This window comes from Brotonthovivens ammoniilytica, from assembly GCF_025566885.1.
Lineage (GTDB): Bacteria > Bacillota > Clostridia > Lachnospirales > Lachnospiraceae > Brotonthovivens > Brotonthovivens ammoniilytica.
Genome location: NZ_JAOQJQ010000009.1, coordinates 58,008 through 73,547, shown reverse-complemented (window position 1 = coordinate 73,547; position 15,540 = coordinate 58,008). Strand labels below are relative to the sequence as shown.

Annotated in this window: 14 protein-coding genes; 11 read left to right on the top strand and 3 right to left on the bottom strand. The window is 43.4% G+C overall.

The genetic code is table 11. The features are described 5' to 3' along the window. Window positions 1-170: 170 nt before the first annotated feature. The 5 genes from OCV88_RS15315 to OCV88_RS15295 all read left to right on the top strand — a co-directional run bounded on the left by OCV88_RS15315 (window position 171) and on the right by OCV88_RS15295 (window position 6,187). Window positions 171-1,283, top strand: a complete 1,113-nt coding sequence (locus OCV88_RS15315; RefSeq protein WP_158426318.1) for an ABC transporter ATP-binding protein — start codon at window positions 171-173, stop codon at window positions 1,281-1,283. Between the two features lie 209 nt (window positions 1,284-1,492). After that, a complete protein-coding gene (locus tag OCV88_RS15310) occupies window positions 1,493-2,590 on the top strand; it encodes a PucR family transcriptional regulator (RefSeq protein WP_158426317.1) in 1,098 nt (365 codons plus the stop codon). A gap of 91 nt (window positions 2,591-2,681) precedes the next feature. Further along, complete coding sequence (locus OCV88_RS15305) at window positions 2,682-3,623, top strand: hypothetical protein (RefSeq protein WP_158426316.1); 942 nt, start codon at window positions 2,682-2,684, stop codon at window positions 3,621-3,623. A 217-nt stretch (window positions 3,624-3,840) separates the two neighbouring features. Next, a complete protein-coding gene (locus tag OCV88_RS15300; RefSeq protein WP_158426315.1) occupies window positions 3,841-5,499 on the top strand; it encodes a putative manganese-dependent inorganic diphosphatase in 1,659 nt (552 codons plus the stop codon). Window positions 5,500-5,533: 34 nt separating this feature from the next. After that, on the top strand, window positions 5,534-6,187 hold the full coding sequence (locus tag OCV88_RS15295) for a flavin reductase family protein (protein ID WP_158426314.1): 654 nt from the start codon (window positions 5,534-5,536) through the stop codon (window positions 6,185-6,187). 60 nt (window positions 6,188-6,247) lie between these two features. Here OCV88_RS15295 and OCV88_RS15290 read toward each other — a convergent pair whose 3' ends face one another. The 3 genes from OCV88_RS15290 to OCV88_RS15280 are packed head-to-tail and all read right to left on the bottom strand — an operon-like array spanning window position 6,248 to window position 8,855. Continuing rightward, complete coding sequence (locus OCV88_RS15290) at window positions 6,248-6,763, bottom strand: DUF4364 family protein (protein WP_158426313.1); 516 nt, start codon at window positions 6,761-6,763, stop codon at window positions 6,248-6,250. 11 nt (window positions 6,764-6,774) lie between these two features. Next, on the bottom strand, window positions 6,775-7,701 hold the full coding sequence (mnmL, locus tag OCV88_RS15285) for a tRNA modification radical SAM protein MnmL/YtqA (protein ID WP_158426312.1): 927 nt from the start codon (window positions 7,699-7,701) through the stop codon (window positions 6,775-6,777). Window positions 7,702-7,703: 2 nt separating this feature from the next. After that, window positions 7,704-8,855 carry an NAD(P)-dependent malic enzyme gene (locus tag OCV88_RS15280; RefSeq protein ID WP_158426311.1) on the bottom strand — a complete coding sequence of 384 codons (1,152 nt, stop codon included), beginning with the start codon at window positions 8,853-8,855 and terminating at the stop codon, window positions 7,704-7,706. 223 nt (window positions 8,856-9,078) lie between these two features. Between OCV88_RS15280 and rho the strand changes: the two genes are divergently transcribed. From rho to OCV88_RS15250, 6 genes are all read left to right on the top strand, one after another. Then, complete coding sequence (gene rho / locus OCV88_RS15275; RefSeq protein ID WP_158426310.1) at window positions 9,079-10,479, top strand: transcription termination factor Rho; 1,401 nt, start codon at window positions 9,079-9,081, stop codon at window positions 10,477-10,479. Window positions 10,480-10,635: 156 nt separating this feature from the next. Then, entirely contained in the window at window positions 10,636-10,836 is a 201-nt protein-coding gene (gene rpmE / locus OCV88_RS15270) for a 50S ribosomal protein L31 (protein ID WP_158426309.1), read from the top strand. A gap of 71 nt (window positions 10,837-10,907) precedes the next feature. After that, a complete protein-coding gene (locus OCV88_RS15265) occupies window positions 10,908-11,918 on the top strand; it encodes a DUF1385 domain-containing protein (protein WP_158426308.1) in 1,011 nt (336 codons plus the stop codon). Then, on the top strand, window positions 11,915-12,754 hold the full coding sequence (gene prmC, locus OCV88_RS15260; protein WP_158426307.1) for a peptide chain release factor N(5)-glutamine methyltransferase: 840 nt from the start codon (window positions 11,915-11,917) through the stop codon (window positions 12,752-12,754). The genes OCV88_RS15265 and prmC overlap by 4 nt, the downstream gene beginning before the upstream one ends. Further along, window positions 12,747-13,820: a peptide chain release factor 1 gene (gene prfA / locus OCV88_RS15255; RefSeq protein ID WP_158426306.1), complete on the top strand. Its 1,074-nt coding sequence runs from the start codon at window positions 12,747-12,749 to the stop codon at window positions 13,818-13,820. Before prmC ends, prfA begins: the two co-directional genes overlap by 8 nt. A gap of 250 nt (window positions 13,821-14,070) precedes the next feature. Then, window positions 14,071-15,534: a S8 family peptidase gene (locus OCV88_RS15250; RefSeq protein ID WP_158426305.1), complete on the top strand. Its 1,464-nt coding sequence runs from the start codon at window positions 14,071-14,073 to the stop codon at window positions 15,532-15,534. Window positions 15,535-15,540: the final 6 nt, after the last annotated feature.

The window sequence follows — 15,540 nt, the reverse complement described above, 5'->3', positions numbered from 1 at the left end:
TGAAATCCCGTCAGTTTGCTGAATAAGACAGGCGAATCACAGTGGAACTGTCAGATATGACAAGCATGGAATTATAATTTTGGAAGTTCTGCTGATGGCAAAATGTCCGTCATTTTGTTAAGATAGGGATAAATAGTTAAAAAAGATTTTTATCATATTGGAGGTACATAATGGCACAGTTAAGTTTAAAACATATTTACAAAAGATATCCAAACGGCTTTGAAGCAGTGAAAGATTTTAGTCTGGAAGTGGCGGATAAGGAATTTATTATCTTTGTAGGTCCTTCCGGCTGTGGAAAGTCCACAACACTGCGTATGGTTGCCGGACTGGAAGAGATTTCTGACGGTGAATTTTGTATTGATGGAAAACGTATGAATGAAGTAGAACCAAAGGATCGTGATATCGCTATGGTTTTCCAGAACTATGCGTTATATCCGCATATGACTGTATATGACAATATGGCCTTTGGATTGAAATTAAGAAAAGTGCCAAAAGCTGAAATTGATAAAAAGGTCCGTGACGCAGCAAAGATCCTGGATTTGGAGAAACTGTTAGAGCGTAAACCGAAAGCTCTTTCCGGCGGACAAAGACAGCGTGTTGCTATGGGACGTGCCATTGTACGTGAGCCAAAAGTATTCCTGATGGACGAGCCTTTATCCAACCTGGATGCAAAACTGAGAGTTCAGATGCGTGCAGAGATTGCGGCTCTGCATCACAGACTGGGAGCGACTATTATCTATGTAACCCATGACCAGACAGAGGCTATGACTCTTGGTACAAGAATCGTTGTATTAAAAGACGGTGTGATCATGCAGGTGGATTCTCCTCAGACATTGTACAATAAACCGGACAATCTGTTTGTTGCAGGATTTATCGGTTCTCCTCAGATGAACTTTATGGATTGTGAAGTAAAGGAAGAGGGCGGAAATATTCTGCTGGTACACGGTGAGATGAAATACGTAATGCCGGAGAATAAAGCGAAAGCATTAAAAGAAGGCGGTTACATCGGAAAAACTGTTGTATTCGGCATTCGTCCGGATGATATTGATGATTATCCTGAGTTTGTTCAGAAATTCCCTGAGTATATTATCAAGGCTGAGTGTACTGGGTACGAGCTTCTTGGTTCAGAAGTGCTTCTCTATTATACAGTAAACGGATTGACAATGACTGCCAAAGTTGATGCAAGTACAGCAGCACAGCGGGGTGAGACCATTGAGCTTGCATTTGATATCAACAAATCTCATATCTTTGATAAAGAAACAGAGCAGATTATTTCACATTAATTGGGAATTGATTTTGACAATTAAAAGATGATATAGTAAAGACCGGGTGGATGTATACCCGGTCTTTATTTTCTCTACAGGAAATATCGTGTTGTGATAAAGCTGAAAAGTACCCATTCCTATAGAGCAAAAAAACGCTCCGCTGATGATCGCACTGTGGCGGAATGGAGTCATGTCGCTTTTTTGAATGATATAAATGGAGGAACCAGATGAATACAGAATTGTTAGCAGAAAAACTCCAGAATGTTTTAGAAGAAATGAAAGAAATTTCCCATACAGATTATTATTTGTTTCTGCCTGACGGTGTTTTGCAGGGGGGGACGAAGGAGGAGCTTGCCGCCGAAATAACTGCGGAAGTATGCAGCTTTATCAGCTCCCCTGCCCAAAGGCAGTTTGCATACGGATACCATTTTGTAAAAATTATGAGCTGTGACAGAATGATTTATATTCTCCTTGTAAATGCCGGGAATCAGGATGAGTATTCCAATATGCTGGTGCAGATGGCCGCGTCGCAGATTAAAAATATTGACATGATGGCCAATGTGCCTATGGATGAACAGCAGTATCTGCGTCAGATTCTTATGGGAAATTTAAAGGAGGACGAGCTGGAAACAGAGGCGGAGCATTTGAAACTGGAGGAACATCCCCGGAGTTTGTTTGTTCTTGAATTTGAGGAAGAAAAAAATGCCATTGCCATGGAAATGCTGAAAAATCTGTTTGTGCAGGAAAGGGAAGATTATCTGATTGATATGAATGCCTGCCGGGCAGTATTAATGAAAGGCAGTGAGTTTTCAAAAGAAGAAGCGGCCAGAGAGCTTTCGGAAATGATTATAGACAACATGCAGACAGAAGCTCTTTTAAACGTCAGAGTGGGAATTTCCGGTGAGGCAGACAGTATACGAAGACTGGAGAAGGGGTATCAGGAGGCGTGTATGGCTTTGAAAATAAGCCGGATTTTTGAGCCAAAAAACCAGATCGTAATGTACGGACATCTGGGGATAGGAAGGCTGATTTACCAGCTACCGGTGGAATTGTGTCAGATGTTTCTGCGTGAAGTCTTTGGAGAGCATAAGCAGATTGATCTGGATGAAGAAATGCTGGTAACCATAGAACGGCTTTTTGAGAATAACCTGAATATTTCAGAAACGGCCAGACAGCTGTATGTCCACAGAAATACACTGGTATATCGGCTGGAACGGCTGGAGAAGCTGATTGGGCTGGATATCAGAACATTTGAGGATGCGATGATGTTTCGGATTGCCATGATGGTGCAGGCCCATATCCGGAACCTGAAGAAAAAAGAATAGGTTATATTGTCAAACCGGAACAGCAATGATACAATAGAAAATATCAGAGTATAAAACATAGAAGGCCTATAGGCTGTGAGGAGGAGCTCCTATGAGTATGTTTTTGGGCAGAGACAGCCTGAGGCAGGGGAAAACAGAAGAAGTTCGGGAAAGGAAACCGAAAAGCGTGCAGAAGGAAGATTATTTACTGAAACAGATCGACGAGTTCAGGGATAAGGCCAGACAGCTGCAGAATCTCCTTGGCACTAAGGAGCAGCAGGTGCGTGAGCTGGAAAGCCTTGTAAATGAAAGAGAAGATAAAGCTCAGGAACTGGATTTTGTGCTCAGGGCCAGAAGAGAAGAGGCGGACAGGCTTATCAAAGGAGTTGCGCAGCAGCTTCAGAATATGATTGACATTCTGGACCAGAAAATGCAGCAGCTGGATGGAAATATTCAAAGTCAGTTAGAGAGAGTAGATCATGAAATTGACGGAGGCATGCAGCAGTTTCAGGAGGGGGTGGACAGAAGCCTAAAAAGTCTTAATGATAAAGTAGATGGACAGATGACTTCTCTGGACGAAAAAGTTCAAAGACAGCTGTCTTCCATAGATGATAAAGTGGAAAGCCGTTTAAACCAGGTAGATGAGACTGTTCAGACTCAGTTTACCCAGATGGATGAAAAGCTGACAGAGCAGCTGCGTGAAATTGACGAGAAAGTAAGCGGACAGCTGGGAGAAAGTCTCGCAAAAACAGCGCAGGACACACAGACCGTAATGCTTTCTGTAGAGGAATTAAAAGAGTCTCTAGAGAAGATGAAAACAGAAATCAATGATAAAATTCATAATGAAGATGTGAAATGTTATCGGAATATCAAGAATCTGATAGATACGCAGGAAGAGCAGTTTTCCAAAGTAGAGCTATCGGAGGATGGGATAGAGCAGGTAAACCGGTCTTTCGGGGGATTAAAGTTCCTTGCCATTTTTGGACTGGTAGACTGTGTGCTCTTGGTATTCTTCCTTTTATTCCAGTTTGGTGTGCTGGACAGATTTTTCTGATAGGAGAGGACTATGTGATACACAGGATTTGCGTTCCGGTGAAAGAGACAGACTGTTCAGGTGATTATCCTGAACAGTTTTTTATACAATCAGAAAAGTTTGCTGCCTGATTGTATAAAACCCTTTGCGCAGGATGTACATTCGCGTAAAAATAAAGAGTGCCGCAGCGGCCATGTCCGGTGCGGGAATAGAAAACAATAATCAGGGAGTTGAAATTATGCCAGGAAAATCAAAGAAGGTCTGGGTGGTAGGACATAAAAACCCGGATACAGATTCCATTTGTGCAGCAGTTGCATATGCGGATTTGAAAAATAAAACGGCAGAAGAGGGCATTGTTTATGAAGCGAAGCGTGCCGGTGAATTAAACGAAGAAACGAAGTATGTGTTAAAGCATTTCCATGTAAAGGCCCCGAAGCTGATTGTGGATGCAGGAGCACAGGTAAAGGATATAGAGATTCGGAAAACAGAAGGAATCCGAAGCAAAATATCCATGAAAAAAGCATGGGAGATGATGAAACAGCTGCGGGTGGCAACCCTTCCGGTTACCAATGAACACGGTCATCTAGAAGGGCTGATTACCACCGGGGATATTGCCACATCTTACATGGATATTTATGACAATAAGGTGTTATCCAGAGCCAAAACACAGTATAAAAATATTATTGAAACCCTGGAAGGGACTATCCTTGTGGGAAATGAACATGCGTATTTTCAGGATGGAAAGGTTATGGTTGCGGCGGCAAATCCCGATATGATGGAAGAATACATCGAAGATAATGATCTGGTTATTCTGGGAAACCGTTATGAGTCCCAGCTGTGCGCCCTGGAAATGAACGCAAGCTGTGTAATTGTCTGCTCCGGGTCTAAGATAACCAGGACGATACAGAAGCTGGCGGAGGAGAGGGACTGTGTTCTGATCAGCACCCCCTATGATACCTACACCGCGGCCCGTTTAATCAACCAGAGCATTCCCATTAAGTTTTTTATGCGGAGAGATCAGCTGATTACCTTTGAGCGTGAAGATTATATTGACGATGTAAAGGAAACGATGCTGAAAGAAAAGCATCGTGATTTTCCGGTGCTGGATGAGAAAGGCAGATACGTGGGGATGATTTCAAGACGAAATCTGCTGAATATGAAGAAAAAACAGCTGATACTGGTGGACCACAACGAAAAATCTCAGGCAGTGGATAATATAGACGGTGCAGAAATTCTGGAAATTATCGACCACCATCGTCTGGGAAGTCTTGAGACTATGGCGCCGGTGTTTTTTAGAAACCAGCCTCTTGGATGTACCGCTACCATTGTGTATCAGATGTATCAGGAGAAAGGCATTAAAATTGAAAAGGAAATCGCAGGTCTTTTGTGCTCTGCTATTCTTTCAGACACCCTGATGTACCGCTCACCCACCTGCACAGCCATTGATAAAATGGCGTCGGAGGAGCTGGCAAAGATTGCGGGAATCAAAACAGAGGAGTATGCAAAGGCGATGTTTCAGGCCGGTAGTGATTTTGCCTCTAAATCGGCGGAAGAGATTTTTTATCAGGACTTTAAAGCATTCTGTTTGAATGGAGCAGATTTTGGCGTGGGACAGATCAGCGCCATGAGCCAGGAAGAGCTGAATCAGGTCCGGGATAAACTGCTGCCGTACCTGACACAGGCAATGAATGAGCGGAAGATCGACATGGTATTTATTATGCTGACGAATATTCTGGAAGAGAATACGTATATGATCTGCGCAGGAGAAGGGGCATCTGATCTGATTTTCCGGGCTTATCATGTGCATGAGGAACAGGGATATTACCTGTTAAGAGGCGTTGTATCCAGGAAGAAGCAGCTGATCCCAATGTTTATGTCTGCTCTGCAGGAGCAGTAGCAGTCAGCAGGCAGAAGAAAGGAATCTATTCAGTATGAAAAAGCAGTTTTGGAAGCCCGGCAATATGCTGTATCCGGTTCCGGCAGTTATGGTCAGCTGTCAAAGGCCCGGAGAGAAGCCTAATATTATAACCATTGCATGGGCCGGAACTATTTGTTCTTCCCCGGCTATGGTGTCCATTTCCGTGCGCCCTGAGCGTTATTCCTATGAAATAATCCGGGAGACGAAAGAGTTTGTAATTAATCTCACCACAAAGGAATTGATTCGAGCGGCAGATTACTGTGGAGTAAAATCCGGAAGAGATACGGATAAGTTTCAGGATATGAAACTGACCCCTTCTGTGTCTGAAAAAGTTGCCGCTCCCGGAATTATGGAAAGCCCTGTAAATATTGAGTGCCGGGTAACGGAAATTAAAAAGCTTGGAAGTCATGATATGTTTCTGGCAGAGGTGGTGTCGGTAGGAATTGATGAAAGCCTGCTGGATGAGAGAGGAAAGTTCCATCTGAATAAATCAGGCCTGGCGGTTTATTCCCATGGCTCCTATCTGGAGCTTGGAAAAAGTCTGGGAACCTTTGGGTTCAGTGTCAGAAAAAAGAAAACTCAAAAAAAGGAACAGCATAGGAATCCTGCCAAAGCAGTAAAAACTACAGAGAATAAGAAAAAGAGCGGGAAAAACAAAACAGTATAAGATTTTTTGGAAAAAAGGTATACAGCCTGCAGTGTGGAAACTGCATGGCTGTATACCTTTTTATTTAATCAGTTCATCCATCAGCAGGCTGTAAATGCGGTCATTTTGTTCCTGCCAGTTTTTACAGACAGCAGATGCCTGTTCTTTGGAGCTGACAGTCAGTGTCAGATCAATCAGGGATTTTTCTCCGTCTTTCATCTGACAGCGGACAGCATATGCACTGTCCGTTGTTCGGTAATAATCCGCAAAAATGGATGTTTCATTTTTTAGATTCCATTTATTGTTTCTCAGATAAGTAATAATATCATCTTTGATGGCTTCTGATATTTTGCCGCTGAAAAATTTCAGTACCTGCTGTCCTTCAGCGGTAATATGGTATCTGGTGTTGTTGTGTGTGGACTCTGCCGTAATAAGTCCGGAATCCGCTAAATCAGAAAATGTCTGCTGAACGGTAAAGTAGTCTGTATAGTCATTTTCCAGAATGAAATTGGTGATCTGGGTATTTGTCAGCGGAAAGTCTACTTTATTCAGCATAAATAAAATAATCAGTCGATATAAGGTAAGAGGTTCTGACATAAAAATACTCCTTATTTAATAAATAATCTGCCCTGCCAGCTGTTTCTGGTCCGGAATTGTTTTTGAATGGTATTAAGGACCCGTTTTTTGTCAAGACTCCAGGAGGGTTTTAGTAAAAGGTTTCTTGGACCGTCACCGGTTATACGGTGAATGACAATATGTTCCGGGAGGCGTTCGATACAGTCAACAATCAGATCACAGTATTCTTCCAGGGACAGAATTGGAAATGGGGAAGTCTGATATACGTCAGCCAGATCGGTGTCTCTCAGAATATGAAGCAGCTGAAGCTTTATTCCCTGGATGGGGCTTTTAGCCAGGTAGTTTACTGTTTCAAGCGTCTGGTCTTTTGTTTCTTCCGGCAGTCCTAGAATAACATGAGTGATCACAGCAAGATTTCTTGTGCGAAGTTTTTGTACACATTCCTCATAACAGGAAAGAGAAAATTTCCGCCGGATAAATTCTGCTGTCTGATGATGAATGGTCTGAAGGCCCAGTTCAATCCAGACAGGCTTTATGCGGTTTAACTCAGTCAGTAAATCTAAAATCTCATCTGTGATGCAGTCCGGGCGTGTGGCAATAGATAAAACAACGATCTCTGGTTCCTTAATTGCTTCTCTAAAAATCCGGCTCAGATAGGAAACAGATGCGTAAGTATTTGTATAGGCCTGAAAATAGGCAATAAATTTCCTGCAGTTTGTTTTGCCGGAGAGGAGCTGTCTGCCGGATGCAATCTGCTCCCTGACAGAAACAGCGGCACTGCCTGCAAAGTCTCCGGACCCGCCCCGGCTGCAGAAGATACATCCTCTGGTTCCAAGGGTGCCGTCCCGGTTTGGACAGGTCATGCCGCCATTTAGGGAAATCCGGTAAACTTTTTCCCCGAAAGTATTTTTTAGATAATAGTCCAGAGAATAGTAGCGTTTATCGTTCCATGTTTTCATATTTATCGGATATGTGATTTGACGGCTTCGCTGACAACCTGCGCAACTCTTGGGTCAAAGGCTTCCGGCATAATGAAATCTTCATTAAGCTCCTCTTCACTGACAAGCCCTGCGATAGCTTCTGCAGCCGCAAGTTTCATTTCCTCTGTGATCTGACGGGCATGTCCTTCTAAAGCGCCCTTAAAGATACCCGGAAATGCAACTACATTGTTGACCTGATTTGGAAAGTCGCTTCGGCCGGTACCTACAACCTTTGCGCCGGCGGCTTTTGCGATATCCGGCATGATTTCAGGAACCGGATTTGCCATGGCAAATAAGATGGCATCCTGATTCATAGAAGAAACCATTTCTGCGGTGACAATATTCGGAGCGGAAACTCCTACAAAGATATCGGCGCCCTTTAATGCATCTGCAAGCGTACCTGTCTGCTCTTCCAGATTGGTTACTTCTGTCATGCGTTTCTGCATCCAGTTCAGATCTGGATAATTCTTTCCGATCATGCCGGCTTTATCACACATAGTAATATGTCTAAATCCGTAAGTGAGAAGAAGTCTTGTAATTGCAACCCCTGCAGACCCTGCGCCGTTAACAACAACGCGGCAGTCTTCTTTTTTCTTGCCGGTGACTTTCAGTCCGTTGATAATTCCTGCCAGCACTACAATGGCTGTGCCGTGCTGATCATCGTGGAAGACGGGGATGTCAAGCATTTCTTTTAGCTTTTCTTCGATTTCAAAACAGCGGGGAGCGGAAATATCCTCCAGATTAATTCCTCCGAAGGTGGGAGCAATGTTAGCCACTGTCTGAATGATTTCATCTGGATCCTGTGTATTTAAAACAATGGGAACGGCGTTTACATCTGCAAATTCTTTAAATAATACACATTTTCCTTCCATAACGGGCATGGCTGCTAACGGTCCGATGTTTCCAAGTCCTAAAACGGCACTTCCGTCAGAGACAACAGCTACTGTATTTGCTTTCATGGTGTAAGTGTAGGCTTCGGAAGGGTGTTCGGCTATGATTTTACAGGGCTCCGCAACCCCTGGGGTATAGGCGATAGACAGATCTTCCCTTGATTTTACAGGGGATTTGGACACGGTATTTAGCTTTCCGTTCCATTCTTTATGTAACTGTATGGCTTTTTCTTTTAAATCCATAGTATGATTCTCCTTACGGTTTATTTTAAAACAAAATAATCATATCATTAAAAAAAAAACAAATCAAGGCGAGAGGGCTTCCTATTTGGTAAAATATAGTGTATAATGCATTGTACTAATTTATATGTTTTTCGTATAAATTTATATATGAATCATTAAGATCCGTAAATTTCAGTCAGTTCTGACGATTTTTTCCGTAGATAGTAGATATAAGGAGAATTAAATGAGAGAAAAGTATGAGAGTTTATCTCTGGCAGTTTTGCGGGAACTTGCAAAAGCCAGAGGATTAAAAAAGATTTCAGCTTTAAAGAAACATGAGCTGATAGAGGTGATGTTAGCAGAGGATGAAAAGTCTTCGGCAAAGGAAAAACAGCCGGAGGTTCAGACAGCGGCAGAAGAGGAAGAGACAGCGGCAGCCAGAAAACCTGCAGAGTTTCATAATAATAAAAGAAATGAGAAAAGACCCGATGACAAAAGACCAGATGAAACTGTTTTAGACAGTGGTGTGACCGCTAACGGTATTCTAGAAGTGATGCCGGATGGTTATGGATTTATCCGGTGCGAAAATTATCTTCCGGGAGAAAATGATGTCTATGTATCTCCCTCCCAGATCCGCAAGTTTAACTTAAAAACCGGCGATATTGTCAGCGGAAATACAACGGTGAAACAACAGCAGGAAAAATTCAGCGCCCTGCTTTTTATTTCTTCTATTAATGGGATGCATCCGGCGGAGGCTGCCAGACGAAAAGCCTTTGAAGATCTTACTCCTATTTTTCCAAATGAGAGGCTGCGGCTTGAGACTTATACAAGCGGAGTATCTATGAGGATTGTGGATTTGATCTCACCTGTGGGAAAGGGACAGAGGGGAATGATTGTGGCCCCTCCAAAAGCTGGTAAAACAACGCTGCTTAAGGATGTGGCAAAGGCAATTAAAAAGAATAATCCGGAGATGCATCTGATTATCCTTCTCATTGATGAGCGTCCGGAGGAGGTTACCGATATTAAGGAAGCTATTGAAGGGGATAATACGGAGGTTATTTATTCTACTTTTGACGAACTTCCGGAACACCACAAAAGGGTATCAGAGATGGTAATCGAGCGGGCGAAGCGTCTGGTAGAACACAAAAAAGATGTTATTATTTTATTAGACAGCATTACAAGACTTGCCAGAGCTTATAATCTTGTAGTCCCCCCCAGCGGACGGACCCTTTCTGGAGGACTTGACCCGGGAGCGCTGCATATGCCGAAGCGGTTTTTTGGTGCGGCCAGAAATATGCGGGAGGGCGGAAGCCTTACGATTCTGGCTACCGCTTTAGTGGAAACCGGAAGTAAAATGGATGATGTTGTATACGAAGAGTTTAAAGGAACCGGAAATATGGAGCTGGTGCTGGACCGGAAATTGTCTGAAAAACGGGTTTTTCCTGCCATTGATATTCCGAAATCCGGAACCAGGAGAGAAGATCTGCTCCTTGACAGAGAAGAGCAGGAAGCTGTTTATATTATGCGCAAAGCATTAAATGGCATGAAAGGCGATGAAGCGGTTGAAAATATTCTTCAGATGTTCCTTCATACGAAAAACAACCGGGAATTTGTCCAGATGGTGAAGAAGAGAAAACTCTTTTAATAGATTTTCCTAAAACTATTGCATATTTTTCATTCCTGTGCTACAATATCAAAGCTGTTTATCAGAACAAGCTGATAAAACAAACAAGTTTATTGTTTCTAAGAGGCATATAATAGTGCGGGAAAACAAAGAAATTTGGTATGAGAGGTGAAAATAATGAGAGAAGGAATACATCCAGACTATTATCAGGCAACTGTAACCTGCAACTGCGGAAACACTTTCGTAACAGGTTCTACAAAGCAGGATATCCACGTTGAAATCTGTTCTAAATGCCATCCATTCTATACAGGACAGCAGAAAGCAGCTCAGGCTCGTGGACGTATTGATAAGTTCAACAGAAAATACGGCTTAAAATAATAGCAGATATTTCAAAAATAAGGTTGAGGTTGCAAAATCTCAACCTATTTTAATATAAGTAGGAGGAGAATATGAAATACTCCGGAATCGGTGGTCAGGCAGTAATGGAAGGCGTAATGATGCGCAATGGCGATCAGTATGCGGTTGCAGTCAGAAAGCCTGATCAGGAAATTGAAGTGGCAGTGAAACAGTACAAGGGAATCGGAGGAGACTCCGTCTGGAAGAAGATACCTATGGTACGCGGTATCATCAGCTTTATTGATTCTCTTGTTTTAGGAATGTCCACACTTATGTATTCGGCATCTTTTTTTGAAGAGGAGGAAGAGCCGGAAGACAAGAAGAAGGGCAGGACAAAAGAGATAAAAGAAAAAGGGGAGGCTGTAACCAATCCGGAAGATCTGCTGAAAACAGATCAGAAACAGCAGAATACAAAGGAAAAGGCCATGATGACAGGGGTAGTGATTGTATCGGTAGTGATTGCAGTAGCGGTTTTTATGATACTGCCGTATTACCTGTCTATGCTGTTTAACCGTGCTGTTGCGTCACAGACAGCGGTAGCGGTCTTTGAGGGCATTATCAGACTTGTGATTTTTGTGGCATATATTCTTCTGATTTCAAGAATGAAAGAGATTCAGCGGGTTTTTATGTACCATGGTGCAGAGCATAAGTGTATCAACTGCATTGAGCATGGCCTGGAACTCAATGTGGAGAATGTCAGAAAAAGCTCCAAGGAACATAAACGCTGCGGAACAAGTTTTCTGATGTTTGTTGTTGTAATCAGTATTATTTTGTTTTTGTTTATCCGTGTGGATTCACATACTATGAGGCTGGTGATCCGGCTTCTTTTGGTACCGGTAATTGCAGGACTTTCTTATGAAATACTCCGGCTTGCCGGCAGATATGATAATGCTTTTATTAATTTCTTGAGTAAACCCGGGATGTGGATGCAGGGGCTGACTACAAAGGAGCCGGATGATGATATGATTCAGGTTGGAATTGCGTCTGTGGAAGCGGTTTTTGACTGGAAAGAATATCAGAAAGAAATGAAAGAAGAGGTGTCCTCCGGAGAAGCAGTGTCATGATATACGGAGAAGCATACAGAAATGTACAGAAGCTTTTAAAGTCAGCAGGAATTGAAAATGAGATTTCAGATGCCTGGTTTTTAATGGAAGAGGTCTGCGGCATAAACAGAAGTTTCTATTTTCTGCATGAAATGGAAGAAATGCCCGGGGAGCAGTATGAGAAGCTTCTGGAAATAGCGGCAAAGCGTTGTGAGCGTATTCCTCTGCAGTATCTGACTGGTCAACAGGAATTTATGGGGCTGGCTTTTAAGGTGACCCCGGATGTGCTGATTCCCAGGCAGGATACTGAAATACTAGTGGAGACGGCGCTGAATTACTTAAAGCCCGGAATGAAAGTTCTTGATCTGTGTACCGGATCAGGGTGCATTGCGGTGAGCCTGAAACATTATCAGCCGGAAATTCAGATGACAGCGGCGGATATTTCAGCGCCTGCGCTGAAAGTTGCTGCTTATAACAGTGATAAAAACCAGACGGAAATCCGTTTTTTACAGAGTGATCTGTTTGAAAAGACAGAAGGGGAATTTGATGTGATTGTGTCAAATCCACCCTATATACCCTCTGATGTAATAGAAACATTAATGCCGGAAGTGCGGGATTATGAGCCCAGGAAAGCTTTAGACGGCGCTTTAGACGGCCTGCATTTTTACAGGGAAATAGCAAAGGAAGGTATTCGGTATTTGAAGGAAGAGGGGATACTGATATTTGAAATTGGCTGCGATCAGGGAGGGGCTGTATCGGAGATTTTAAACCGGAAGGGATTTACAGAGATTCTGGTTTTGAAAGATTTAGCCGGGCTGGACCGGGTTGTAATTGGAAGGAGAGCGAAACATGTTTGATAAATTGGAAGATCTTTTGATTCGTTTTGAAGAAGTGTTAAGCGAATTAAGTGAACCGGGTGTATCAGATGATCAGAACCGGTTTCGAAAACTGATGAAAGAGCAGAGTGATCTTGCGCCCATTGTGGAGGCATACAGAGAATATAAGCAGTGCAGACAGAACATCGAGGACAGCCTGGAGCTTCTGCAGGAAGAAAGCGATGAAGAAATGCGGGAACTGGCTAAGGAAGAGCTGAATGAATCAAAAGCCAGAGTGGAAGAGCTAGAAGGACAGATGAAGATTTTACTTCTTCCGAAAGACCCCAATGATGATAAAAATGTTATTGTGGAGATCCGCGCCGGAGCAGGAGGGGACGAGGCAGCTTTATTTGCTGCGGAAATTTACCGTATGTATGTACATTATGCAGAGTCCCGCCGCTGGAAGGTAGAGACTATGGATGTGGAGGAAATTGGTATCGGCGGCATGAAGTATGTAAGTTTTATGGTGACCGGCCAGGGAGCTTACTCTGTGTTGAAATATGAAAGCGGCGTGCATCGTGTCCAGCGTGTGCCGGAGACAGAGTCGGGAGGCCGTATTCATACATCTACCATTACCGTTGCTATTATGCCGGAAGCGGAGGATGTGGATGTTGCCATTGACATGAACGATTGTAAATTTGATGTGTTCCGTGCTTCCGGAAACGGCGGACAGTGCGTCAACACAACTGATTCTGCAGTACGTCTGACACATATACCTACCGGAATTGTGATTTCCTGTCAGGATGAGAAGTCACAGCTGAAAAATAAAGATAAAGCATTAAAAGTACTGCGTGCAAAGCTGTATGATCTGGAATGCCAGAAGGCCCATGATGCAGAAGCGGAGGCCAGAAGAAGCCAGGTTGGAACCGGGGACCGTTCAGAAAAGATTCGTACTTATAATTTCCCCCAGGGCCGTGTTACAGACCACCGTATTAAACTGACTCTGTATAAGCTGGAAAATATTATGAACGGGGATATCCAGGAAATTATTGACAGTCTGATTGCTGCGGACCAGGCGGCTAAAATGGCAAATATGCAGGAAAACTAGAAGGGGAGGCGATTCAGAAATGAATTGCCTTTCTTGCTCTATAGGAAATACTGTGTTGTGATAAAGTTGAAAAGTACCGATTCCTATAGAGCAAAAAACGCTCCGCTGATGCTCGCACTGCGGCGGAGAGGAATCATGTTGTTTACGCAACCCGCCGCAGGCGGAGAATCCTGCTGCGGCAGGATTCTTTTTTAATCTATAGGAAATTTAATCTGCAGATGGAACTGTTATCAGTCTGAGAGGAACCAAAATGAAACAGAAAGGAAAAGTTTTCGTTTTTGCTGTGATATTTGCCGCGGCGGCAGGGGTGAGTATTTCTGCTTTTATATCTGCAGGAAAAATTAAGACAAAAGCGGTAAATTTGCCTTATGATCCAGCAAAACAAAGTTATTATACGAAGCCGGATAAAAAACATGCGGCGGTAGATGAAAACAGCGGTATAGAGTACATAGATAATGAGCTTCTCATTACGCTTGCGGCAGAATGTTCCAAAGCAGATGTTTTGAATGCTGTAAGTGAGTATCACGGAACGATTGCAGGGGAGCTGAAAGCTGTGTCTGTGGTGCAGATCAGGTTTCCGGATTGTTATACCTATCCGGAATTAGAGCAGGTCCAGAAGAAGTTGATACAGAAGGGAATTGCCGTATGCGGAACACCTAATATTTTGTGCAGCATTTTATCAGGGGCCATGCCTTCAGACAGCAGGTGGGAAAAGGAGTGGACAGGAGAGCTTTCTGTCAATGAAACCTGGGGGATGAAAGCGGTGCATATGGATCAGGTCTGGAAACTGAAAGAGCAGATGAAGACTTCTGTAAATTTAGGGATTCTGGACACCGGGTTTTATACAGAACATGAAGATTTGAACTTTACGGAGATGCCTCTTGCCAATCAGCTGTATGATGAAGAGGGGCAGTTAGAAACCCACGGGACTCATGTGGCCGGGATTGCTGCTGCCGGATTTGATAACGGGATTGGCATAACCGGTATCATTCCCACAGAGAAAAGAAATCTGTACGGTGCTTCTGTGTTTGGACTTGGGGTGAAAGATGATAAAATAGATCTGATGGGGCTTGAGACTGCGTTTACTTATCTGATTGCAGATCGTGGCTGTAAGGTGATTAATTTAAGTCTCACCTGCTTTGGCGGGGATGATTTGACGGAGGAAGCTGTAAAAGGAAATCCCAATATAGAAGCATATACCGTGCAGCTTGAAAAGCTGTTTTTGGCATTTCTGAATCACGGGTATGATTTTTTGATCTGTAAAGCCGCCGGAAATCTGCCGGAAACGGATGCATCCTGCGATCCGTTAGCTGCCATTGATGCTCCAGAGGTAAAAGGCCGGATTCTGGTTGTGGGGGCAGCGAAACAAAATGAAGATGGAAGTCTTTCACTGGCTGATTACAGCAGCCCCGGAGAACGTGTGGATCTGATTGCTCCCGGAGGAGGGGACAATGATATTTACAGTACGATAGTGAAGGAGAATTTCCTTGGAAAAAGAAAAGGAAGCTATGGCGGTATGATGGGAACCTCTATGGCAGCGCCTTATGTTTCCGGCACAGCTGTGCTGCTGGCTTCTTTCAATCCCAGTCTGGACGGGAGCCAGATCAAAGAGATTTTGTGCAGCACTGCCGATAATTGTCTGGTGAATGATCAAAGAGACGGTCTGCTGAATGCAGAGAAAGCGGCCAGTGCGGCAATTCAAATGAGAAAGTAGGGAGAA

Excerpts from the sequence above, each read along its gene's own strand:
- OCV88_RS15315 (WP_158426318.1), top strand. The coding sequence starts at position 171 with ATGGCACAGTTAAGTTTAAAACATATTTACAAAAGATATCCAAACGGC.
- OCV88_RS15310 (WP_158426317.1), top strand. The coding sequence starts at position 1,493 with ATGAATACAGAATTGTTAGCAGAAAAACTCCAGAATGTTTTAGAAGAA.
- OCV88_RS15305 (WP_158426316.1), top strand. The coding sequence starts at position 2,682 with ATGAGTATGTTTTTGGGCAGAGACAGCCTGAGGCAGGGGAAAACAGAA.
- OCV88_RS15300 (WP_158426315.1), top strand. The coding sequence starts at position 3,841 with ATGCCAGGAAAATCAAAGAAGGTCTGGGTGGTAGGACATAAAAACCCG.
- OCV88_RS15295 (WP_158426314.1), top strand. The coding sequence starts at position 5,534 with ATGAAAAAGCAGTTTTGGAAGCCCGGCAATATGCTGTATCCGGTTCCG.
- OCV88_RS15290 (WP_158426313.1), bottom strand. The coding sequence starts at position 6,763 with ATGTCAGAACCTCTTACCTTATATCGACTGATTATTTTATTTATGCTG.
- mnmL (WP_158426312.1), bottom strand. The coding sequence starts at position 7,701 with ATGAAAACATGGAACGATAAACGCTACTATTCTCTGGACTATTATCTA.
- OCV88_RS15280 (WP_158426311.1), bottom strand. The coding sequence starts at position 8,855 with ATGGATTTAAAAGAAAAAGCCATACAGTTACATAAAGAATGGAACGGA.
- rho (WP_158426310.1), top strand. The coding sequence starts at position 9,079 with ATGAGAGAAAAGTATGAGAGTTTATCTCTGGCAGTTTTGCGGGAACTT.
- rpmE (WP_158426309.1), top strand. The coding sequence starts at position 10,636 with ATGAGAGAAGGAATACATCCAGACTATTATCAGGCAACTGTAACCTGC.
- OCV88_RS15265 (WP_158426308.1), top strand. The coding sequence starts at position 10,908 with ATGAAATACTCCGGAATCGGTGGTCAGGCAGTAATGGAAGGCGTAATG.
- prmC (WP_158426307.1), top strand. The coding sequence starts at position 11,915 with ATGATATACGGAGAAGCATACAGAAATGTACAGAAGCTTTTAAAGTCA.
- prfA (WP_158426306.1), top strand. The coding sequence starts at position 12,747 with ATGTTTGATAAATTGGAAGATCTTTTGATTCGTTTTGAAGAAGTGTTA.
- OCV88_RS15250 (WP_158426305.1), top strand. The coding sequence starts at position 14,071 with ATGAAACAGAAAGGAAAAGTTTTCGTTTTTGCTGTGATATTTGCCGCG.